Origin of the sequence: Pseudomonas sp. WS 5079 (genome assembly GCF_012985465.1) — a bacterium.
GTDB lineage: Bacteria > Pseudomonadota > Gammaproteobacteria > Pseudomonadales > Pseudomonadaceae > Aquipseudomonas.
The window spans coordinates 1-19,554 of record NZ_JAAQWN010000006.1; the positions used below are offsets into that span (position 1 = coordinate 1).

The window sequence follows — 19,554 nt, forward strand, 5'->3', positions numbered from 1 at the left end:
GGCTTGCCTGCGATGGCGGTGGGTCAGTTGATACATGCTGCGACTGATACACCGTCATCGCAGGCAAGCCAGCTCCCACAGTTGGTGTGTGGTGTGTGCAAAGTCCTGTGCCCAGCCGAGATCCCCTGTGGGAGCGGGCTTGCCCGCGATGGCGGTGGGTCAGGTGATACATTCTGCGACTGATACACCGTCATCGCAGGCAAGCCAGCTCCCACAGTTGGTGTGTGGTGTGTGCAAAGTCCTGTGCCCAGCCGAGATCCCCTGTGGGAGCGGGCTTGCCCGCGATGGCGGTGGGTCAGTTGATACATTCTGCGACTGATACACCGTCATCGCAGGCAAGCCAGCTCCCACAGTTGGTGTGTGGTGTGTGTAAAGTCCTGTGCCCAGCCGAGATCCCCTGTGGGAGCGGGCTTGCCCGCGATGGCGGTGGGTCATGTGAGGATATGTTGACTGGCCTACCGCTATCGCAGCGATGCGGCGACCCGACAAGCCAGCTCCCACCTGTTGATCGGCGTTGCTGGGAGTAATCAGGCCATCAGGCCCAGGGTCTTGGCCTTGGCCACGGCCTGGGTGCGCCGCTCCACCCCCAACTTGCTGTGAATCCGCCGCGCGTGGGTCTTCACCGTGTGCAGCGAGATAAACAACAAGTCGGCAATTTCCAGGTTGGAGTTGCCCAGCGCGATCAGTTGCAGCACCTCCAGTTCCCGTTGGCTCAACGGGTTTTCCCCTGGCGCCGCCACTGCATCCTGAGGTTCGAGCCCCAGTTCACTGAGCAACCCCGGCTGGCGCAGGCGCAGTTCGCGCACCGCCTGTTGCACCTGGCAGCGCGCCGCCAGGGCCAGCCCGGTTTGCAGCGCGCGCACCGCGTTCGCGCGCTCGCCCAGTTGCCAGGCCACCTCGCCCAACACCAGGTGCAACTCCACTTCCAGGCACTGCATGCCACGCTCGCGGGCCGTATCGAGCAAGGCCGTGAGCCGCTGGATGGGTTGCTCGGCCCGGCGCAGCTTGACCTGGGCCAGCACCAGCAAGTATTCCAGCCGGGGGATCAGCTCCAGGGTCGCCGGCGGTGCCTGTTTCGCCTGCGGGCCATGATAGTGGCGCAGCACCCGGCTGACGGCCTCCAGGGTCAGTTCGGCGCGCCCCTGCTGCAACCAAAAGTGCCCACTGAGCAACAACAACACCGCCCGGTACACCGTGTCGGGCACCTGCCGGCGCTGCATCAGGCGCTCGGCGTCGCGCAACTGGATAAACGCCTGGGCGTAGTCGCCACGGTTGGCCGCCAGCATCGCCAACCCAAGGAAGCCGTACAGCACGCGCTTATCCTGGCTATGCAGGCACATGCCCAGGCCGGCTTCGAGGCAGTCGGTGGCCAGCGCGTCATGCCCCTGGCGCAGTGCCAGGTGCCCACGGCGCAAGGCAATCCGGCCCATCAGCGGCCCGGCCTTGAGGCGCTGCTGCACCAGCATGGCCTGCACGCCTTCCAACAGGCTCTGGGCCCGGTACGGCGCGCCCCGCTGTTCCAGCAGTTGCGCGTGATCAAGCTCCAGCACCGCTTCCAGCAGCAACGAACCATGGGCCCGCGCCAGGCACAGCGCCTCGCGATTGAGCGCCTGGGCCACGTCCAGTTCGCCGCGCAACAGTGCTTGCTGGGTCAGCCCGGACAGGCACATCAGGCGCGACGTCCAGGCGCTGTCCGGCAAGTCATTCAATGCCTCCAGAAAATGCCCACGCGCAGGCACCGCTTCCCCTCCCAGGTGCAATAACCAACCCCACTGCGCCTGCCAGCGCGCCAGCAGATGGCGTTGCAGCGCGGCGGTGGGTTGCGGGGTGAAGCGCGCCAGTTGATCGATGCATTGCGCGGCCTGGTCGAATCGCCCGGCAAACAGCAAGGCCGCCGTGACCAGCCCCACCAGTTGCGCCGAGCCGAGCATCAACTCGTCGCCATGTTGCTCATGCAGGCGCAACAACAGCACGGCGTTTTGCTGGCGGAACAAGTCTTCAAAGCTGAAGTGCTCCAACAGGCTGACCGCCACTTCGTACTCTTCAGCCAGCAGCGCCTGCTCAAACGCCGCCTGCCAGTCCTGGGCTGCGGTAAACCATTGGCAGGCGCGCCGGTGCCAGGAACGCCGGGCCGGCCAGGGTTCGTCGCGCAGTAACTGGGCCAGGGGCGCGAAGACCTGCAGCCACTCCGGCGAATCTTCCCAGGGCTCGATAAACGCGCCGAGGGCCTGGAGCTCGCGCAGGTAGTCGGCGCCATCGCCAAACCCGAACAGGTGTTCGCACAGCCCCGGGTTGAAACGCGGCAGGTGCGCCAACACGCGCCAGGCCTCCTCCAACTCTTCGGGCAAGGTGCTGAACAGCTCGTGTTGCAGGTAATCGAGCAAGGTCTGGGAGCGCCCATGCCAGGCACCGCTGTCGGGATGGCTGTCGCCTTCGAGCAGGGCGATACGCACGCCGGCGCACCAGCCGGCGCTGAACTGCAGGACTTTATCGGCGGCCTGCCCGCCCGCGGCGTGATGCTCGAGCAGTTGCTGGACCTCGCGCTGATCGAACGCCAACTCGGTGCCGCCGCACTCCCACAACTCATCATCGAGCAACAGCCGTGGCCAATTGCAGGCCGGCCGGCGCCGCGCGCCCAGCCACCAGACCAAGGCCGGGCTGCTGGCCGCCAGCACCCGATCGAGCAAGGCATCCAATGCGGGCGCCGCCACCCGGCAATAGTCATCGAGAAACAGCCAGGCCGGCGCTTGCCAGCGGCTCAGGTCGAGCAACAAGCTGGCTTGATCGACAAACACTAGGCCCAGGCTTTGGGCCAGGCGCTGACAGAAATCCAGCGGGTCCAGGGCCGCACCGTTGAGGGGCAGCCAATACACTTGGCAACTCGCCGGGGCCTGCAGGGCGCATTCGGCCAACAAGGCACTCTTGCCACTACCGGCCGGCGCGCACAGCAACCGGACCCGCGCCTCGGCCCCCAGCAACGGCTCGGCCAGGCGTGGGCGCAGCAAATGGTGGGAAGACAGACGTGGCATGAATCCAGGGCGATCCAGGCGACGGGTCATGGCGGTCATTACAACGTCCCTTTTTTATTGTTATGCGGCGTGCGGTCTACCGTAGTCCTGTCAATGGGCGTTGTTGAAGAAGTATTCAGCGGGCTGATTGCCGGGCATAAAAAAGCCGGGCTTCATTTGAGCCCGGCACAGGATTGGCAGGTTAAAACCCGAGCCTATGTGGGAGCTGGCTTGCCTGCGATGGCGGTGGGTCAGGTTGATGGGTTTTGCCTGGTCCACCGCCATCGCAGGCAAGCCAGCTCCCACAGTGATTGGCTTTACAACCTCAGGTCAGCGTACGCCCGAGGCGCGCAGGGCCGATGGGGTGTAGTCCGCCGCCTTGGCGTTGAAGCCGAATACAAAGCTGCTCTTCTCTTCGTTCTTCATGCCCAGGGCGATGTAGCGGCCGGCGATGATGTCGTACAGGGTCTCGACGGTGTAGGCCGGGGTCTGGTGGTTGTAGTAGAACTGCGCATGACCTTCGGCAACGCGCCACAGTTGGCCGCGGCCGTCATAGTGATCCACCAGCGCCACTTGCCAGCTGTCTTCGTCGATGTACATGTGGCGCTTGGCGTAGATGTGCCGCTCGCTTGGTTTCACCGTGCCCACCACTTCCCAGACCCGGTGCAGCTCGTAGCGGGTCAGGTCCTGGTTGATGTGGCCGGCCTTGATGATGTCGTCATATTTAAGGGATGGCGAATCGAGCTTGTAGGCGTTGTAGGGAATGTACATTTCCTTCTTGCCCACCAGTTTCCAGTCGTAGCGGTCTGGCGCGCCGGAGAACATGTCGAAGTTATCCGAGGTGCGCAGGCCGTCGGACGCAGTGCCCGGCCCGTCGTAGGCCACTTGCGGTGCACGGCGCACGCGGCGTTGGCCGGCGTTGTAGATCCATGCCAGGCGCGGTTCTTTCACCTGGTCGAGGGTTTCGTGCACCAGCAGCACGTTACCCGCCAGGCGGGCGGGCGCGGTGACCGACTGCTTGAAGAAGGTCAGCACGTTGGCGCCCTTGGCCGGGTCCATGTCCGGGATCAGTTGTGGCACTGCCACTTCTTCTTCAAAGCGGATCGGCGTGTAGCTGCCGTTGGTCTGCGGTGTGGCCTGGGTGATGATGCGTCGCAGGTTGCCGCCGTGATAGCGAGTGATGTGGTTCCACAACACCTCGACGCCATTTTTCGGGATCGGGAAGGCGTAGTAGCGGTTGCCGGTGAAATTCTCCAGGCCGTTGCCGTCGTTGATCGACTTGACGTTGAGCGCGCTGCGCTTGATCGACTCGTAGATATCGTCGGGCAGGTTGACCGTGCGGTGGGTGGTGTAGACCGGGATTTTGTAGGTCTCTGGGTAGCGCTTGAACATCGCCACCTGGCCGTCCGACAGTTTGTCCTTGTACTTGTCGACCGTGGCCGCGGTGATCACGAACAGCGGTTTTTCATTGGCAAACGGGTCGGCCAAAAAGCCCTTGCTGTCCACCGCGCCGGCGTTTTTCGGGATGCCACCGGTCCAGGCCGGGATCGAGCCATCGGCGTTACCGGCTTTCTCGGCGCCCACTGGGGTCAAGGTCGTACCGAGCTTGGCTGCTTCTTGCGGTGACACGGCGGCCATCACGTTGGCGGCCACCAGGCTGAGGGCCAGTACACCGCACTGCAAAATCATCTTACGCATGGTTGTTGTCCTTGTTCTTTTTTAGCCGAATCAGAAGTTCACGCCAAAGCTGAGGGCGAGGAAGTCACGGTCGGTCAGGGTGTTGTAGTCACCGCCAAAAAAGTCGGTGTAACTCAGGCTCGCGGTGTAGGTGTTACGGTAGTCCGCATCGACCCCGACGCTGAGCGCCTTGGCCCCTTCGTTGAACAGGCCATTGGGGCCGTAACCCTTGACGTCATGGGACCAGGACAGGTTGGGCTTGAAGTTGATCCCGGCGATCACGTTGTTGTAGTCCAGGATCGCCCGGGCGCGATAACCCCAGGAAGTCGCCGTGACGAAGCCGTCGGTGTCACCGCCAAAACCGTATTGGCCGTACACCGAATCACGGCCGTAGCGCAGCTTGGTTTTGTTCTCCAGCCCGCCCACCCGCACGATGGCTGCCTCGCCCACTACGGTCAGGCGTTCGGCGCCCAGCACCTGGTCGAAAAACTGGGTCATGGTGGTTTGGAACTGGGTGATTTCCTTGCGCCGGTAGCCGGTGTTGTCAGCGCCGAATGAGCTCTTGATCGGCGACACGGTGTTACCGGCAATCGGGTTGACCAGGGCCAGGGTCAGGTCGGTGGTGTTGAGTTGCACCGGGGCGTTGGGGCGGTAGCTGATTTCCCCGGTCCAGGCGGTGCCGGTGGGCAGGGTCGTGGAAAAGCTGGCGCCGTACAGGCGGATGTCTTCCGGGTAATCCAGGTAGTACTGGCCGCGTCCGAGCATCACGCTCTGCGCCAGGCCGGCGCCGCTGCCGGGGGCAATGCCGTTGGCGGTATTGATGATATTGCCGATGGTCGCAAGGTTAGTGTTGGCCGTGAGGGTGCCCACGGTCGGCGTGCGGCTGTGGTAGTTCATGAAGTACAGGCCGTACTCGGTGTCATCGCCGAGCCAGCGCAAGGCCATGCCGAACTGCCCGGAGTCCCGTGCATCACGGTCGGCAGCGCGGCGCACGATCACCCCTTCGTTGGTCACGCCAAAGCCTTGGCCGAACGCAGCGGCCACAGGTTGCAGCGGGCGGATCGCCGGGCTACCGACCGTGTAGTTATTGGTGCAGCCATCGGCCGCCACGTCGCCACCAAAGAAGGTGCCGCAGTTATCCAGTACGGTCTGGTCCCATTCCAACTGGTAAAAGCCTTCCACGGTCAGTTGGTTGGTCAGGCCCTGGGAGGCAAACAGCATGTTCACCGGGATCAGGCCTTCCTTGATCTCGGCGCCAGGCCGGCGGAAGGCCGAGACGTCGACGGGGTTGATGCTGTTGATGGAGTTGCCGATGAAGGTACTTTCGCCCCAACTGACCACCTGCTTGCCGGCACGCACGGTGCCCGGCAGGTCGCCCAGGGAATAGTTGTGATAGACGAAGGCATCGAGGATCTGTGCACCGCTGGATTTGGAGCCTTCCTTGCGGTTGTGGTCGCTGATCGGCTTGAACTCACGGTCTTCGTCCTTGAGTTCGAAGTCGTACCAGTACTTGCCCCGTACAAACACCCCGGTATCGCCGTACTTGAGCTCCAGGTCGTGCAGGCCCTTGAAGATTTTCGAGTAGGTTTCGCCCTTCTTGAAGTTCAGCCGCCCGTCATCCCCGGTGGAAGCCTGGCCACTGCCGCCGTTGACCGTGCCCACCAGCTTGCGGTCGGCATCGCGCATGCCCCAGCTGGCACCCACCGACAGCGACGAATCGAACTGCCCCTCGATCTCGCCGATATTGAATGAAACAGCCTGCGCCTGAACGCAGCAACCCAAAGCAACCGCAGCGGCCAGCGCCTGTGGCCTGAAGATGGCGCGCATTGTTGTTTTTGTCATGCGTCTTCCCCGGTGGTGTGACAGAAGGCCCCACCCTACTGCCCGCCATCAGGAGCGATAAGCGCACCAAGGAGGTATTCGTTGTGTCGCTCCAAAGGATTAACGCAGGCTCTAGCGTGGGTATTGGCGGGGCTATCGACGCAGTGGATGGAGCGCCATCAAGAGAATGGATACCCCGCCCGTCAGGCGCGCCACTGTTGTTGTTTTGGTAACAGTCCTTGTCCTGAATCAGTGTTTTTCATTCTGTTACAACGGACTATTCTTACCGGGCTTTCAAGGCGAACCGCCTGCTTCACGAAAGCCAATTTTTGACGGATTGAAGCGTATTTTCAGTCTGTTACCGGTGTTCACTGACGTTGATTTGTAGCTCCTTGATCCAACGTCTTACTTCGGCCGCTGCTTATGCAGCGGCCTTTTTTATGCCTGAAACAAAGCGGGGCGCCATAAGCGCCCCGCAGGATTGACTGTTTTTCAGGTAACGATCACAGGCTGTATTTCTGCAGGTTGTCCATCATCTCTTTCAAGGCTTCGATGTTGTCCTTGGGATGGGCCGCCCCTTCAAAGTCGCAGATCTGCTGCCAGTGCGCCGCCACATCCTCTGGCGAGAAGCCCGCCTCGGGGTCAAACCCGACGCCCAGGCTGCGTTCCCAGCGGGTCTTGCCGATCCAGCCGCCGCCCACTTCAAACAGCCCAGAAGTTTCCTGGCACGCCTCGCTGCCCAGGTACACCACCAGCGGGCTGACCAGTTCAGGCTTGAGCCTTTCGAACACCTGCGGGGGGATCAGGCCTTCGGTCATGCGCGTGCCGCCGGTAGGTGCGATGGCATTGACCAGGATGTTGTGCTTGCGCCCCTCCAGCGCCAGGGTGCGGGTCAGGCCATACAGGCCGAGCTTGGCCATGCCGTAGTTGGACTGGCCGAAGTTGCCGTAGATGCCCGACGTGGAGGCGGTGAAAATCACCCGGCCGTAGCCTTGCTCGCGCAGATGCGGCCAGGCGGCGCGGGTGACTTTGTAGGCACCTTCGACATGCACGCGGTACACCAGGTCCCAGTCGCTGTCCTCCATTTTGTGGAAGGTTTTGTCACGCAGGATCCCGGCGTTGTTCACCACCACGTCGATGCGGCCAAACACCTCGAGGGCGTGTTGCACGATCTTTTCGCCGTCGGTCACCGAATCGTGGTTGGCCTCGGCAATCCCGCCGGCCTCACGGATCTCGGCCACCACACGGTCGGCCGCCGAAGCGTTGGCGCCTTCGCCCTGAGTCGAGCCGCCAAGGTCGTTGACCAGCACCTTGGCCCCGTGCCTGGCGAACAGCAGCGCATGGGCACGCCCCAAGCCACCCCCGGCACCGGTGACGATCACGACTTTATCTTGGAACTGCACAGACTCACTCATAGGGAACTCCAGCGAAGACAGTGGACGATGGGTTGAGTGTCAGGCACGGGGCTTGTGGTCACAATAAATACGGGCGGGGGTGAATGGTGCGCAATAAGGCACGGGGATGATCGGCTCGTATAGGAGCTGGCTTGTGTGGGAGCTGGCTTGCCTGCGATTGCATCACCGCAATACAACTGATTTACCGAGGTGTACCCATCGCAGGCAAGCCAGCTCCCACACAAGCCAGTTCCCATAGCGAGTCTTTGCTGGCCTCGATACCCTCGCGAAACGCCAGGTAATGCTTGAGCACCTGCACCGGCGCTTCAATCTGCGGGTAGTGGCCGATGTTGGCCAGTAACACCGTGTCGGCATCCGGTATCAGCTCGCGGTAGCGCGCGACCATATGCGCGCCGGAGATCGGGTCGACTTCGCCATCGATCACCCGCAACGGCACTTCGCCGCGCTGCATCGCCGCCACCCAGCGCTCGCGTTGACGGCGGCGCTGGGGGATGTAGGCGATGAGTTTGTGCAGGATCCGTGGGCCATCGTTGTTTTCGATCAGGCTCCAGAAGTCATCCAGGGCACTTTCGCTGGGGCGGGTGTCGGGGCCGAAGATCTGCTTGAAGCTGTCGGCCAGGGCATTGCGCCCGAATGCGCGGCCGATCATCCAACCCAACGGGCTGAGCAACAGTTTTTGCACCAGCGCCGCGCGGTGGGTCTCGGGGAACAGCCCACCATTGAGAAACACACAACTGGCCAGCTGGAACCGCCCCTCATAGTGCCGGGCGAGCAGTTCCTGGGCCACGCTGTCGCCGTAGTCATGGGCCATGACATGCACCGGCTGTTGAATCCGCAGATGGGCCAGCAGCGCCTGTTGCAGGTCGGCCTGTTCCAGCAGGCAATAGGTGTGGTCCAGGGGCTTGGCCGAGTCGCCAAAGCCGAGCATGTCGCAGGCAATCACCAGGTTGCGCTGGGCCAGCGGCTGCCAGAGGTAATGCCAGTCCCAACTGGCGCTGGGGAAACCGTGGATCAGCAGCAAGGGCTCGCCCTGCCCGGCCACCCAGTAACGGATGGTCTGCCCGCGAAAGACAAAACTCTGCCCGCGCTTGCGCCAGGCGCTCAGGGGGATCTCGGCCAGTGGCATCAGAGTCGGTATCCAGGGTCTTGTTGATCAAGCTTGCGCAGCAGCGCCGGCCAGGCCAGCGCGCCGCCCATGCCTTGGGCGCTCTTGGTCACACCGGCAATCATGGCCTTGGCCCCCGCCAGAATCTGCGGCTCGATGGCGATCAATTCGGCCCCGCCGTTTTGCGCCAGCACCTGGATATCGCAGGCGCGCTGGAAGGTGAACATCATCAGGAAGGTATCGGCAATGGTCGCGCCGCAGGTCAGCAGGCCATGGTTGTGCAGCATCAAAAAATTGCTCGGCCCCAGGTCGGCTTGCAAGCGGGCCTTTTCCTCGTGGTTCAGCGCCACGCCTTCGTAGGCGTGATAGGCCAGGCTCGAGAGCACGAACAGCGACTGCTGGCTGATGGGCAGCACGCCCTGCTTCTGCGCCGATACGGCCACGCCCGCCGCCGTGTGGGTGTGCAGCACGCAGACCACGTCGTGGCGTACCTCGTGTACCGCGCTGTGGATGGTATAGCCCGCCGGGTTGATCTCGTAGGGGCTGTCCATCAGCTTGTTGCCGGCCTGGTCGACCTTGACCAGGCTGGAGGCGGTGATTTCGTGGAACATCAGCCCGAACGGGTTGATCAGGAAGTCTTCGGTGCCCGGCACCTTGGCCGAGATATGGGTGAAAATCAGATCATCCCAGCCATGCATGGCCACCAGGCGATAGCAGGCGGCCAGGTCGATCCGTGCCTGCCATTCGGCGGCGCTGACCTGGTCTTTTACACTCTGTGTCGATGGAACGGGGGCTAGGCTCACGGCAAGGACCTCGACGCTGACGCTGTGGTGTTCTTATTATTTTTGGGCTGAAGGGCCAGTCTAGTCAGACCACAGGCCTGCCGTAGTTGCGTTGGCAGCCAGCTTGATGACCGAGCGAGTCAACCGTGAGGATAGTTCGGATTCGTACAATGTGGTGTCAGAGAAGCGACGCCAGTAAAGGTGCGGCAAACAGGTTGAGCAAGCCCGTCAGGACCATCACCAGCCCGGCCACCGAGCCTTCTTCGCCGCCCACTTCGTGGGCACGGCTGACGCCCGCACCGTGGGCGCCCACCCCAAACAACGCGCCCCGCGCCAAGGCACTGCGCAGCGGCAGCCACTTGAGCAGGACCCCGCCGAGCATGGCGCCGAACACACCGGTGAACATCACAAACACCGCCGTGAGCTCCGGTACGCCGCCCAGATCGTGGGCCAGGGGCATGGCAAAGGGGGTGGTGATCGAGCGTGGCACCAACGACATCGTCACCGCGCTGTCCAGGGCCAGCGCCTTGGCCAAGCCAAAGGAGGTGCCAATGGAGGCGGCGCTACCGGCCAGCATCCCCAGGAGCAACGCCGACCAGTGCCGCATCAACAATTGGCGCTGCTGCCAGATCGGGATGGCGAATGCCACCGTGACCGGGCCCAGTACCAGCATCAGCCAATGGGTGTCGGTGGCGTACTCGGCATAGGCGGTGTTCAGCGGTACGGCCACCGCCAGTAGCAGCGCGGGCACCAAAATCAGCGGTGACAGCAGGTAGCGCCCGGTGCGCCGGTAGATCCAGCGGCTGAAACCATAGGCCAGCAGGGTCAGGGCCAGCCAGAACAGCGGCATCAGTTCAAGCTTCATGGCGCAGCTTCCAGCGGCAGACCAGTTCGACGGTAAACGCCGTGACCAGCATCACCATCAGGGTGCTGAGGGCGATCACCAGCATGATCCGCCAGCCGTCATGGCGCAGCAGGCCACCGTAATCGAGCAGGCTCATCAGCGCCGGGATAAAAAACAACAGCATTTCTGCCATCAGCATGCCAGCGCCCAATTGCAGGGCCGCCGGCTTGATCAGGCCGCTGGCGAACACCAGCAACAGCAGGCCCAGGCCAATCACTCCGCCGGGGATCGGCCAGGCCAGCCATACGGCCAGTTGGCAGCCCAGCAGGTAGATCGCCAGCAATACCAGCAGCTCAACCAGCAGCCGGCCCAGGTGTTTGAAGGTGAAACGTTTAGTCGACATGGGTTCCTCGCAGGCCCTCATTTTAAAGAGCCCCCTGGCATCCCCAAAGCGAATTGTTAGACTGCAAGCCATTCCAAACTGGAATTGGTGCGATGGAATTCAAACAGCTGCGCAGTTTTATCGAAGTGGTGCACCGTGGCGGTTTTACCCAGGCCGGGAAAACCCTGCATATCAGCCAGTCCGCCGTGAGCAAGCAAGTGGCGCAACTGGAACAGAGCCTCGGTACCCCCCTGCTCGACCGCATCGGTTCGCACGTGCGCCTGACCGCCGCCAGGCAGGTGGTGCTGCAACGGGCCGAAGCCATGTTGCGCTTGCAGACCGAGCTGGTGAGTGAGCTGGACGACCTTAATCAAATGACCCGTGGCGAATTGCGCATGGGCCTGCCGCAACTGGGGGGCGATATGCTGTTTGCCGGGCTGTTTGCCGAATATCGCCGGCGCTACCCCAATGTCAGCATCCAGTTGCTTGAAGGTGGTAGCCGCAATATTGAGCAGGCCATTCTCGCGGGTGAGTTGGACGTCGGCGGCAGCCTGTTGCCCACCGATCCGGCGTTTGCCTGGCAAGCCTTCTGCGATGAGCCGCTGGATGCGCTGCTGCCCGTGGACCACCCGTTGGCACAGCGGGCCCAGATTGGCCTGGAGGAATTGGCCGACACGCCGTTCTTGATGTACCAGCGCAGCTTTGTGCTCAATGACCGGCTGCTCCAGGCCTGCCAGCAACTGGGCTTCACGCCACGGGAAAGTGGGCGCAGCGGCCAGGCGGATTTTCTCGTCGCACTGGTGGCCGCAGGCCAGGGCGTAGTGCTGCTGCCCAGTGTGGTCGCGCGCGGCCTGGAGCGCCCCGGTGTGGTGCGCCTGACACTCAGGGCGCCCGATTTCCTACGCTGGGACATCGCCTTTATCTGGCGCAAAGGCGCCTATCTGTCGAAAGCCGCCCAGGCCTGGCTCGCGCTTTTGCGCGAGTACCCGATCAGCCGCGCAGTGCCGTGACCAGCTCCGCCAGCCAAGGCTCGGCATCCGCTTCCGGGGTGACGCTTTCGCTGGCATCCAGGCGCAGCATCGGCAGCACTTCACGCACGCCCAACTCGCCAAACAGCTCGCGCATCTGCTCGCCGCCGCCACAGAAGGTGTCGCCGTAGCTGGCGTCGCCCAGGCCGATCACCGCACCTGGCAAACCGCGCCAGGCGGCGGGCAGTTGGTCGCGGATCGTCGAATACAGCGGCATCAGGTTGTCCGGCAGTTCGCCCATGCCGGTGGTGGAAGTGACGGCCAGAAAGGCGTCCGGGGCGAAGGCCTGCACGTCGGCCAGGGTCGCCCGCGGGTTATGCCAGGCCTGGAAACCGGCTGCGTTGAGGATACCCATGGCGTGGCGGGCAACTTCTTCTGCCGTGCCATAGACCGAGCCGGAAAGGATGGCGACTTTCATCAATCTGATCCTGTAGTTGATTGAAAACCTGGGATATTAACAGCTGGCAGCCGGCTCGGTTGCCCTACACTAAGAAATCCACAAACACGCTATGGATCGTTCAATGATCAACGCCAAGCTGATGCAGATGGTTGTCAATGCTTCTAACGACGGGATTGTCGTGGCGGAACGGGAAGGCAAGGACAAGCCGCTGATTTACGTGAACCCGGCCTTCGAACGCATGACCGGCTATAACCTGGACGACATCCTTTATCAGGATTGCCGCTTCCTGCAGTCAGGCGACCGTGACCAGCCAGCGCTGATGGCCATTCGCGAAGCCCTGGACAGTGGCGGAGCCTGCCGGGAAATCCTGCGCAATTACCGCAAGGACGGCACGCACTTTTGGAATGAGCTGTCATTATCGACGGTTTATAACCAGGCGGATGGGCAGACTTACTTCGTCGGCGTGCAGAAAGACGTCACGGTTCAGGTCAAGGCCCAGCAGCGTGTTGCCCAGCTGGAAGCCCAGGTGGCGCAGCTTACAGCCGAGTTGGCCGCGCTCCGGGCGACGAGCGGATCTAACAAACTTTAGAAAATACGGTCTTTAGGGTGATAATCCGTTTAATCACGCATTTCCTTGAGCCACATCAATGCAACGCGACGCGCTTTTGACGCAGGACGAACTGGACTTCATCCAGAACATGCACCACAACCCACAACTGAATGTGCGGGATGTGTCGTCGAGCCTGACGGTCAACGGCGGCGCGCAGATCCGCGACCTGCTCACGCGCTTGGCGGCCCATGAGCAGGTGACGATCCAGGCGCAGTTCGATAACCAGCAAATGACGTTTCCTCTGCAACTGGTGGAAGACGAGTTCCATGCGCTGCACTTGCGCCTTGGGGTGCCGAGCATTTTCGAAGACGGGCCGATGATCCGGCCGTGGCGCCTGGTGCTCGAAGAGCCGGTGGCCCTGGAAAATGTCAGGGGCCAGCCTGGTTCACTGTGGGTGCATGAAGTGTCGTTCAAGGGCCTGCTGGTGCAGTCCCGGGGCCGTAGCAAACCACCCAGGACGTTCTCGATGTGGTTCAGCCCCTCTGGCTACGAGCGAATTGCGGTGCGTGGCACCCTGGAACGCGAGACCGCGCGCGGGCTGTTTGCCTACCGCTTGAACCAGGGCGATGTGGATGAAACCGAGCGCCTGCGCCAGTTCATCCTGCAACAGCATCGCCTGGCCCACCCTGAAGTGCATGCCTGATCTCAGGTATCCAGGGTTCCACTGAGAAACTGCCGCAAGCGCCGCTGCATCAACCTTCCTTCACTGCCCAGGCAACCGATAACGCTACCTGCCAGTTGCTGCTGGGCCATGTCCGAGGCATCACCGGCCAGCAGCAGCGGACAGTCCAGGGTCAAGGCCAGGCGCCCCAGGCGCTTGGGTAGTTCGTGGGTTGGCGCGCGATTGGAGAACAGCACCAGGGCCTGCGGGCGGATCTTCTCGCAGATCAGCGTCAACTCATCCAGGGGCTGGCCGACGCTCAGCACATGCACCACCCGTTCATCACCACCGAGCATGAGCCCGGCCACCAGCAGTTCCAGTTCGCGGCACTCACCGGCAATCGCCGCCAGCAATACCTGCGGCGTGCGGCCAGCGCGGGCCAGTTGCAGGCGCTGGGAGATCCGCGCACGCAGGAAGCTGTCGAAAAACAGCCATTCGCTGGCTTGGCCGAAACGTCCCTGATGGCGCAACAACTGGTGCCAAAGGGGCATCAGGATGTCCTGGAACACCACCGCAGCGGGGTACGCGGCAAAGACCTGGCCGTACAGGCGCTCCAGTTGCAGCTCATCAAACGCACCGATGGCAGTTTGCATCTGCTGCTGCCACTGGGCCCATTCATGATGGTCGCTGCCTTCCTGCAGGTGGTGCAGTGATGACGATTGCCCATCGTCCCGAGCGAGGATCTTGCCGACTTTGCTGACCGCCACACCACGCTCGATCCAATCCAGAATGCGATGAACGGTCTCGATGTCCTTCTGCGTGTACAGGCGATGCCCACTTTCGGTGCGCACCGGCTGGATCAACCCATAACGGCGCTCCCACGCGCGCAGGGTGACCGGATTGATACCTGTCAATCTTGAGACTTCACGAATCGGGAACAACTCATCGCCAGTGCGTAGGGCACCTTGCTCAAGACCGGGGGATGGAGCTGTGATTACAGACATCAAAGGACCGAAGATTGGCACGTAGTTGGATCCCATTTAACGCTTTTATACCTGTCTTTTTCAAGGGATCTGCCCAGCCGTCCAATGCCGCTGGCGTATTTCGTCAAATCAGGAATAATCCTTGCCTGTTTTTTTGCGTCGCCGCCCTACCCTGCGGCTTCGCCTGGGACGCCACCTACCCGGTGCAACGCGCCCACACATTCGGAGATACACAATGTCTACCCAACCCGTCACCTTGATGGTTGCACGCCGTGCTGCCCAAGGCCGTTATCAAGACATGATGAGCTGGCTGCGCGAAGGCGAGCAATTGGCCACGGACTTCCCCGGCTACCTGGGTTCAGGCGTACTTGCGCCGCCTGCCGATGGCGGCGAATTCCAGATCATCTTCCGCTTCGCCGACGAGCAGACCCTGCATGCCTGGGAGTTCTCGGCCTCGCGCAGCGCCTGGCTGGGCCGTGGCAGCGAATTGTTCGCCAACCCCATGGAGCATCGCGTCAGCGGCATGGAGGGCTGGTTTGGTGCCGTGGGCCAGCGCCCGCCGCGCTGGAAACAGGCCGTGGCGATCTGGCTGGCGTTTTTCCCGGTTTCACTGCTGTTCAACTTTGGCCTTGAGCCGTTGCTCGCCGAGTTGGGCATGTTCAGCCGCGTGCTGGTCAGCACCCTGGCCCTGACGCCGTTGATGGTCTATCTGTTCATTCCGCTGTCGACCCATTTGCTGGCGGGCTGGCTCAATCCTGCCCCGCCGCGGGTAAAACCTGCCGAAGCGGCCGTTTGAGCCGATCCGCAACAGGCCGGTCGCTGGTATAGTTTTAGCTTGCCCGCGACCCGAGCCTCCCATGACCTCTCCCGCACCGATCCTGATTACCGGCGCCGGCCAACGTGTCGGCCTGCATTGCGCCCAGCGCCTGCTGGACGCACAGCAACCGGTGATCTTCAGCTATCGCAGTGAACGTCCAGGCGTGCAGGCCCTGCGCGAGCGCGGGGCGATTGGCGTGTTTGCCGACTTCTCGTCCGAGGCCGGTATCCTGGCGTTCATCAGCGAACTCAAGACCCATACCGACAGCCTGCGGGCGATCATCCACAACGCCTCGACCTGGGCCCCAGAAACACCCGGTGACGAGGCCAACGCCTTTATCGATATGTTCAGCGTGCACATGCTTGCGCCGTACCTGATCAACCTGCATTGTGCTGAGTTGTTGCGGCGCTCGACGCCGGCCGACATTGTGCACATCAGCGACGACGTGACCCGCAAGGGCAGCCGCCAGCATATTGCCTACTGTGCCACCAAGGCCGGGCTCGACAGCCTGACCCTGTCCTTCGCCGCCCAATACGCGCCCCGGATCAAGGTCAATGGCATCGCGCCAGCGATGGTGATGTTCAACGACGGCGACGACGCGGCTTATCGTGCCAAGGTCCTGGCCAAGTCGGCACTGGGTATCGAACCCGGGCCCGAGGTGATTTACCAGAGCGTGCGTTACCTGCTGGACAACCCTTATGTGACCGGCACCACCCTGACCGTCAATGGCGGGCGGCATGTCAAGTAAACCCGAACACCAGCGGCCTGGGGTTCCTGCAACTGATTGGACGGAGCAAGTAGCAATGCCACAACTTCAACCAGGTATGGCGCGCATCCGGGTCAAGGACCTGTGTCTGCGTACCTTTATTGGCATCAACGAGGAAGAGATCCTCAACAAGCAGGATGTGTTGATCAACCTGACCATCCTGTATGCCGCACAAGACGCCGTGCGCGACAACGATATCGACCACGCCTTGAACTACCGCACCATCACCAAGGCCATCATCGCCCACGTCGAAGGCAACCGCTTCGCCCTGCTCGAACGCCTGACCCAGGAGCTGCTGGACCTGGTGATGAGCAACGAGTCGGTGCTGTATGCCGAAGTCGAAGTCGACAAGCCCCATGCGCTGCGCTTTGCCGAGTCGGTGTCGATCACCCTGGCAGCCAGCCGTTAACCCCCCTGAATCTGTGTGAATCCCATGACCGACCAACAACGCCTGGAACTCGAAGCCGCCGCCTTCCGCCGGCTGGTAGCGCACCTGGACAGCCGCAAGGATGTACAGAACATCGACCTGATGAACCTCGCCGGTTTCTGCCGCAACTGCCTGTCCAAGTGGTACAAGGCCGAGGCCGACGAACGCCAGATCGAGGTCAGCCTCGATGACGCCCGCGAAGTGGTATACGGCATGCCGTACGCCGAGTGGAAAGCCCAATACCAGCAAGAAGCCAGCGCCGAACAACAAGCGGCGTTTGCCAAAGGAAAACCCCATGACTGACCTGAACACCCTGCGCACCAGCCTCGACAGCGGCGAACACCTGTTTGCCGACACCCTGGCCTTTATCGCCGCCGGCTACGACTACCAGCCACAAGCCTTCACCAATGGCAGCGTAGAAAACGCCGCCGGGCAGAATGAAGGCTCGTGCAAGACCCTGGGCCTGGCGCTGCTGGAAGGGTTGAGCGACCAGCAGGCCTTGCTGGCGTTTGGCGAGCATTATCGTTCGGTGCTGGCGACGCCTGAGGGCACGGATCACGCCAATATCCGCGCGCTGATCGAGCATGGGTTGGCGGGAGTGAAGTTTGTCCAGCCGCCTTTGACCCGCCGCTGAGCCAGCTTGCAAACCCGGTCAATGTGGGAGCCGGGTTTGCCTGCGATGGCGGTGGTGGCTGTCACACCGCCATCGCAGGCAAGCCAGCTCCCACATTGATTGGATTTCCAGATTGAGATTGCGCTGTTCGTCCAGTTACACACAAAAAAAACCGGCCTTTTGGCCGGTTTTTTTATGGCAACGGTTTAGAAAGAAGCGTCTTTCAAGCCGTCGAGGTAACGCTCGGCATCCAGGGCCGCCATGCAACCGGCGCCGGCCGAGGTGATGGCCTGGCGGTAGACATGGTCAGCCACGTCGCCAGCGGCAAAGATCCCTTCGATGTTGGTTGCAGTGGCATTGCCTTCACGGCCGCCCTGCACCACCAGGTAACCATCTTTGGCGGTCAGCTTGCCTTCGAACAGGGAGGTGTTCGGGGTGTGGCCGATGGCGATGAACACGCCGTCGACTTTCAGCTCGTCGAAGCTGCCGTCGTTGTTTTTCAAGCGCGCACCGGTCACGCCCATGTTGTCGCCCAGGACTTCATCCAGGGTGGCGTTGAGCTTGAGGATGATCTTGCCTTCGGCAACCCGCGCGTGCAGCTTGTCGATCAGGATCTTCTCGGCGCGGAAAGTTTCGCGGCGGTGAACCAGGGTCACGGTGCTGGCGATGTTGGCCAGGTATAGCGCCTCTTCCACTGCGGTGTTACCACCACCGACCACAGCCACCGGCTTGTTGCGGTAGAAGAAACCGTCGCAGGTCGCGCAGGCGGAAACGCCCTTGCCCATGAACGCTTCTTCCGATGGCAGGCCCAGGTAGCGAGCGCTGGCGCCAGTGGCGATGATCAGCGCGTCACAGGTGTAGACGCCGCTGTCGCCGGTCAGGCTGTAGGGCTTTTTCGAGAAATCCACGGCATTGATATGGTCGAAGACGATTTCGGTCTCGAAACGCTCGGCGTGTTCTTTCATGCGCTCCATCAACACCGGGCCGGTCAGGCCGTGGACGTCACCCGGCCAGTTGTCGACTTCAGTGGTGGTGGTCAACTGACCACCCGCCTGCATGCCGGTGATCAGCAACGGCTTGAGGTTGGCCCGGGCCGCGTAGACCGCAGCGCTGTAACCGGCAGGGCCGGAACCGAGAATAATCACTCGCGAATGACGGGTATCAGACATGACTCACTCCTATCGACCGCCCGGACTACAGGGCGGCTGGAATAAAAAAGGACCGCGAAGCACTTGGGGAAGGCTTGAACTCGCAGGCCCTGAAAATAATGGGTGCAGCGTATAGAGGGGGGCAAGATTAAGGAAATACGGATTAACAATCCAGCTCATAGGCGGTCTCTATTCCGTGGCACCTATTAATCAACATGTTTGTTACCGTTAATGTCGGCTTGCTGACCGTGCTTTCACCGTATCGGCAAAGCCGGTAAGGTCGGCGCGTTCGCCCTTTTGCCCGGAGTTATCCATGCCCGCCCCCGTTCTGTCAGGCCCACAATACCTGCGTGAAGGCCTGAAACTGGTCTTGAGCCCAGGCCTGCGCCTGTTCGTCCTGCTGCCCCTGGCGATCAACCTGATACTGTTCGTCGGATTGATCTATTTTGCTGGCCATCAGTTCAGCCTGTGGGTCGACACCTTGATGCCGACGCTGCCCAGTTGGCTGAGTTTCCTCAGCTACATCCTGTGGCCGCTGTTCGTGCTGCTGGTGGCGTTTATGGTGTTTTTCAGCTTCACCATGCTCGCCAACATCATCGCTGCACCGTTTAACGGCTTTCTCGCGGAAAAAGTCGAAGTGGTGGTGCGCGGCACCGATGACTTCCCCGCCTTCAGCTGGGCCGAGCTGTTTGCCATGGTCCCGCGCACCCTGGCCCGGGAAATGCGCAAACTGGGCTACTTCCTGCCCCGGGCCATCGGCCTGTTTATCCTGTCGTTCATCCCGGTGGTCAACCTGATTGCCGCACCGCTGTGGCTGCTGTTCGGGGTGTGGATGATGGCGATCCAATACATCGACTACCCGGCCGACAACCACAAGCTGGGCTGGAACGAAATGCTCGCCTGGCTGCGCCAGAAGCGCTGGCAGAGCATGAGCTTTGGCGGGATCGTCTACCTGGTGCTGCTGGTGCCGGTGGTCAACCTGCTGATGATGCCAGCAGCGGTGGCCGGGGCGACGTTGTTCTGGGTGCGTGAGCAAGGCGCCGAAACGATGCTGGCGAAAAACCCCTAGGCTGTTCGATTGACCTGGATCATGGCGATTTGCCCATACAGAGCACATGGTTATTAAA

General features: G+C 61.9%; 20 protein-coding genes. 9 read left to right on the forward strand and 11 right to left on the reverse strand.

Annotated features, from left to right (window positions below; all coding sequences use genetic code 11):
• Positions 1–527: 527 nt before the first annotated feature.
• The 8 genes from HBO05_RS16600 to HBO05_RS16635 all read right to left on the reverse strand — a co-directional run bounded on the left by HBO05_RS16600 (position 528) and on the right by HBO05_RS16635 (position 11,055).
• A complete protein-coding gene (locus HBO05_RS16600; protein WP_170058562.1) occupies positions 528–3,068 on the reverse strand; it encodes a LuxR C-terminal-related transcriptional regulator in 2,541 nt (846 codons plus the stop codon).
• Positions 3,069–3,338: 270 nt separating this feature from the next.
• Positions 3,339–4,706, reverse strand: a complete 1,368-nt coding sequence (locus tag HBO05_RS16605) for a DUF1329 domain-containing protein (RefSeq protein WP_169954904.1) — start codon at positions 4,704–4,706, stop codon at positions 3,339–3,341.
• A gap of 30 nt (positions 4,707–4,736) precedes the next feature.
• Positions 4,737–6,527, reverse strand: coding sequence for a DUF1302 domain-containing protein (locus HBO05_RS16610; RefSeq protein ID WP_169954903.1), 1,791 nt, complete (start codon positions 6,525–6,527; stop codon positions 4,737–4,739).
• Positions 6,528–7,009: 482 nt separating this feature from the next.
• On the reverse strand, positions 7,010–7,921 hold the full coding sequence (locus HBO05_RS16615) for an SDR family oxidoreductase (RefSeq protein ID WP_169954902.1): 912 nt from the start codon (positions 7,919–7,921) through the stop codon (positions 7,010–7,012).
• Positions 7,922–8,102: 181 nt separating this feature from the next.
• Complete coding sequence (locus HBO05_RS16620; protein WP_172313448.1) at positions 8,103–9,047, reverse strand: alpha/beta hydrolase; 945 nt, start codon at positions 9,045–9,047, stop codon at positions 8,103–8,105.
• Positions 9,047–9,829 (reverse strand): class II aldolase/adducin family protein, encoded by a 783-nt coding sequence (locus HBO05_RS16625; RefSeq protein ID WP_170058564.1) that lies wholly within the window; start codon positions 9,827–9,829, stop codon positions 9,047–9,049. The genes HBO05_RS16620 and HBO05_RS16625 overlap by 1 nt, the downstream gene beginning before the upstream one ends.
• A 157-nt stretch (positions 9,830–9,986) precedes the next feature.
• Positions 9,987–10,673: an LrgB family protein gene (locus HBO05_RS16630; protein WP_169954899.1), complete on the reverse strand. Its 687-nt coding sequence runs from the start codon at positions 10,671–10,673 to the stop codon at positions 9,987–9,989.
• Positions 10,663–11,055: a CidA/LrgA family protein gene (locus HBO05_RS16635; RefSeq protein WP_169954898.1), complete on the reverse strand. Its 393-nt coding sequence runs from the start codon at positions 11,053–11,055 to the stop codon at positions 10,663–10,665. The genes HBO05_RS16630 and HBO05_RS16635 overlap by 11 nt, the downstream gene beginning before the upstream one ends.
• A gap of 92 nt (positions 11,056–11,147) precedes the next feature.
• On the opposite strand from HBO05_RS16635, the gene HBO05_RS16640 reads away from it, so the two are divergent.
• Positions 11,148–12,044 (forward strand): LysR family transcriptional regulator, encoded by an 897-nt coding sequence (locus HBO05_RS16640; protein WP_172313450.1) that lies wholly within the window; start codon positions 11,148–11,150, stop codon positions 12,042–12,044.
• On the opposite strand, the gene HBO05_RS16645 is transcribed toward HBO05_RS16640, so the two are convergent.
• Positions 12,025–12,480 carry a flavodoxin gene (locus HBO05_RS16645; protein WP_169954896.1) on the reverse strand — a complete coding sequence of 152 codons (456 nt, stop codon included), beginning with the start codon at positions 12,478–12,480 and terminating at the stop codon, positions 12,025–12,027. The two genes, HBO05_RS16640 and HBO05_RS16645, sit on opposite strands and share 20 nt — an antisense overlap.
• A gap of 103 nt (positions 12,481–12,583) precedes the next feature.
• On the opposite strand from HBO05_RS16645, the gene HBO05_RS16650 reads away from it, so the two are divergent.
• Together HBO05_RS16650 and HBO05_RS16655 are read left to right on the forward strand one after the other, a co-directional pair.
• On the forward strand, positions 12,584–13,051 hold the full coding sequence (locus tag HBO05_RS16650) for a PAS domain-containing protein (RefSeq protein WP_169954895.1): 468 nt from the start codon (positions 12,584–12,586) through the stop codon (positions 13,049–13,051).
• Between the two features lie 58 nt (positions 13,052–13,109).
• A complete protein-coding gene (locus HBO05_RS16655; protein ID WP_169954894.1) occupies positions 13,110–13,715 on the forward strand; it encodes a hypothetical protein in 606 nt (201 codons plus the stop codon).
• 2 nt (positions 13,716–13,717) lie between these two features.
• On the opposite strand, the gene HBO05_RS16660 is transcribed toward HBO05_RS16655, so the two are convergent.
• Positions 13,718–14,677, reverse strand: coding sequence for a MerR family transcriptional regulator (locus tag HBO05_RS16660; protein ID WP_169954893.1), 960 nt, complete (start codon positions 14,675–14,677; stop codon positions 13,718–13,720).
• Between the two features lie 214 nt (positions 14,678–14,891).
• Here HBO05_RS16660 and HBO05_RS16665 point away from each other — a divergent pair, with 214 nt between their 5' ends.
• From HBO05_RS16665 to HBO05_RS16685, 5 genes are all read left to right on the forward strand, one after another.
• Positions 14,892–15,452 carry an antibiotic biosynthesis monooxygenase gene (locus HBO05_RS16665; protein ID WP_169954892.1) on the forward strand — a complete coding sequence of 187 codons (561 nt, stop codon included), beginning with the start codon at positions 14,892–14,894 and terminating at the stop codon, positions 15,450–15,452.
• A 61-nt stretch (positions 15,453–15,513) separates the two neighbouring features.
• Positions 15,514–16,221: a dihydromonapterin reductase gene (gene folM, locus HBO05_RS16670; RefSeq protein ID WP_169954891.1), complete on the forward strand. Its 708-nt coding sequence runs from the start codon at positions 15,514–15,516 to the stop codon at positions 16,219–16,221.
• A 55-nt stretch (positions 16,222–16,276) separates the two neighbouring features.
• A complete protein-coding gene (gene folX, locus HBO05_RS16675; RefSeq protein ID WP_057437798.1) occupies positions 16,277–16,648 on the forward strand; it encodes a dihydroneopterin triphosphate 2'-epimerase in 372 nt (123 codons plus the stop codon).
• A gap of 24 nt (positions 16,649–16,672) precedes the next feature.
• A complete protein-coding gene (locus HBO05_RS16680; RefSeq protein WP_057437796.1) occupies positions 16,673–16,969 on the forward strand; it encodes a DUF1244 domain-containing protein in 297 nt (98 codons plus the stop codon).
• Positions 16,962–17,300 (forward strand): HopJ type III effector protein, encoded by a 339-nt coding sequence (locus HBO05_RS16685; protein WP_172313452.1) that lies wholly within the window; start codon positions 16,962–16,964, stop codon positions 17,298–17,300. Before HBO05_RS16680 ends, HBO05_RS16685 begins: the two co-directional genes overlap by 8 nt.
• A gap of 185 nt (positions 17,301–17,485) precedes the next feature.
• Here HBO05_RS16685 and trxB read toward each other — a convergent pair whose 3' ends face one another.
• A complete protein-coding gene (trxB, locus tag HBO05_RS16690) occupies positions 17,486–18,448 on the reverse strand; it encodes a thioredoxin-disulfide reductase (RefSeq protein ID WP_169954889.1) in 963 nt (320 codons plus the stop codon).
• A 292-nt stretch (positions 18,449–18,740) separates the two neighbouring features.
• Here trxB and cysZ point away from each other — a divergent pair, with 292 nt between their 5' ends.
• Positions 18,741–19,496 carry a sulfate transporter CysZ gene (cysZ, locus tag HBO05_RS16695; protein WP_169954888.1) on the forward strand — a complete coding sequence of 252 codons (756 nt, stop codon included), beginning with the start codon at positions 18,741–18,743 and terminating at the stop codon, positions 19,494–19,496.
• Positions 19,497–19,554: the final 58 nt, after the last annotated feature.

Coding starts and splice junctions, on each gene's coding strand:
- HBO05_RS16600 (WP_170058562.1), bottom strand. CDS start 3,068: ATGACCGCCATGACCCGTCGCCTGGATCGCCCTGGATTCATGCCACGT.
- HBO05_RS16605 (WP_169954904.1), bottom strand. CDS start 4,706: ATGCGTAAGATGATTTTGCAGTGCGGTGTACTGGCCCTCAGCCTGGTG.
- HBO05_RS16610 (WP_169954903.1), bottom strand. CDS start 6,527: ATGACAAAAACAACAATGCGCGCCATCTTCAGGCCACAGGCGCTGGCC.
- HBO05_RS16615 (WP_169954902.1), bottom strand. CDS start 7,921: ATGAGTGAGTCTGTGCAGTTCCAAGATAAAGTCGTGATCGTCACCGGT.
- HBO05_RS16620 (WP_172313448.1), bottom strand. CDS start 9,047: ATGCCACTGGCCGAGATCCCCCTGAGCGCCTGGCGCAAGCGCGGGCAG.
- HBO05_RS16630 (WP_169954899.1), bottom strand. CDS start 10,673: ATGAAGCTTGAACTGATGCCGCTGTTCTGGCTGGCCCTGACCCTGCTG.
- HBO05_RS16635 (WP_169954898.1), bottom strand. CDS start 11,055: ATGTCGACTAAACGTTTCACCTTCAAACACCTGGGCCGGCTGCTGGTT.
- HBO05_RS16640 (WP_172313450.1), top strand. CDS start 11,148: ATGGAATTCAAACAGCTGCGCAGTTTTATCGAAGTGGTGCACCGTGGC.
- HBO05_RS16645 (WP_169954896.1), bottom strand. CDS start 12,480: ATGAAAGTCGCCATCCTTTCCGGCTCGGTCTATGGCACGGCAGAAGAA.
- HBO05_RS16650 (WP_169954895.1), top strand. CDS start 12,584: ATGATCAACGCCAAGCTGATGCAGATGGTTGTCAATGCTTCTAACGAC.
- HBO05_RS16655 (WP_169954894.1), top strand. CDS start 13,110: ATGCAACGCGACGCGCTTTTGACGCAGGACGAACTGGACTTCATCCAG.
- HBO05_RS16660 (WP_169954893.1), bottom strand. CDS start 14,677: ATGTCTGTAATCACAGCTCCATCCCCCGGTCTTGAGCAAGGTGCCCTA.
- HBO05_RS16665 (WP_169954892.1), top strand. CDS start 14,892: ATGTCTACCCAACCCGTCACCTTGATGGTTGCACGCCGTGCTGCCCAA.
- folM (WP_169954891.1), top strand. CDS start 15,514: ATGACCTCTCCCGCACCGATCCTGATTACCGGCGCCGGCCAACGTGTC.
- folX (WP_057437798.1), top strand. CDS start 16,277: ATGCCACAACTTCAACCAGGTATGGCGCGCATCCGGGTCAAGGACCTG.
- HBO05_RS16680 (WP_057437796.1), top strand. CDS start 16,673: ATGACCGACCAACAACGCCTGGAACTCGAAGCCGCCGCCTTCCGCCGG.
- HBO05_RS16685 (WP_172313452.1), top strand. CDS start 16,962: ATGACTGACCTGAACACCCTGCGCACCAGCCTCGACAGCGGCGAACAC.
- trxB (WP_169954889.1), bottom strand. CDS start 18,448: ATGTCTGATACCCGTCATTCGCGAGTGATTATTCTCGGTTCCGGCCCT.
- cysZ (WP_169954888.1), top strand. CDS start 18,741: ATGCCCGCCCCCGTTCTGTCAGGCCCACAATACCTGCGTGAAGGCCTG.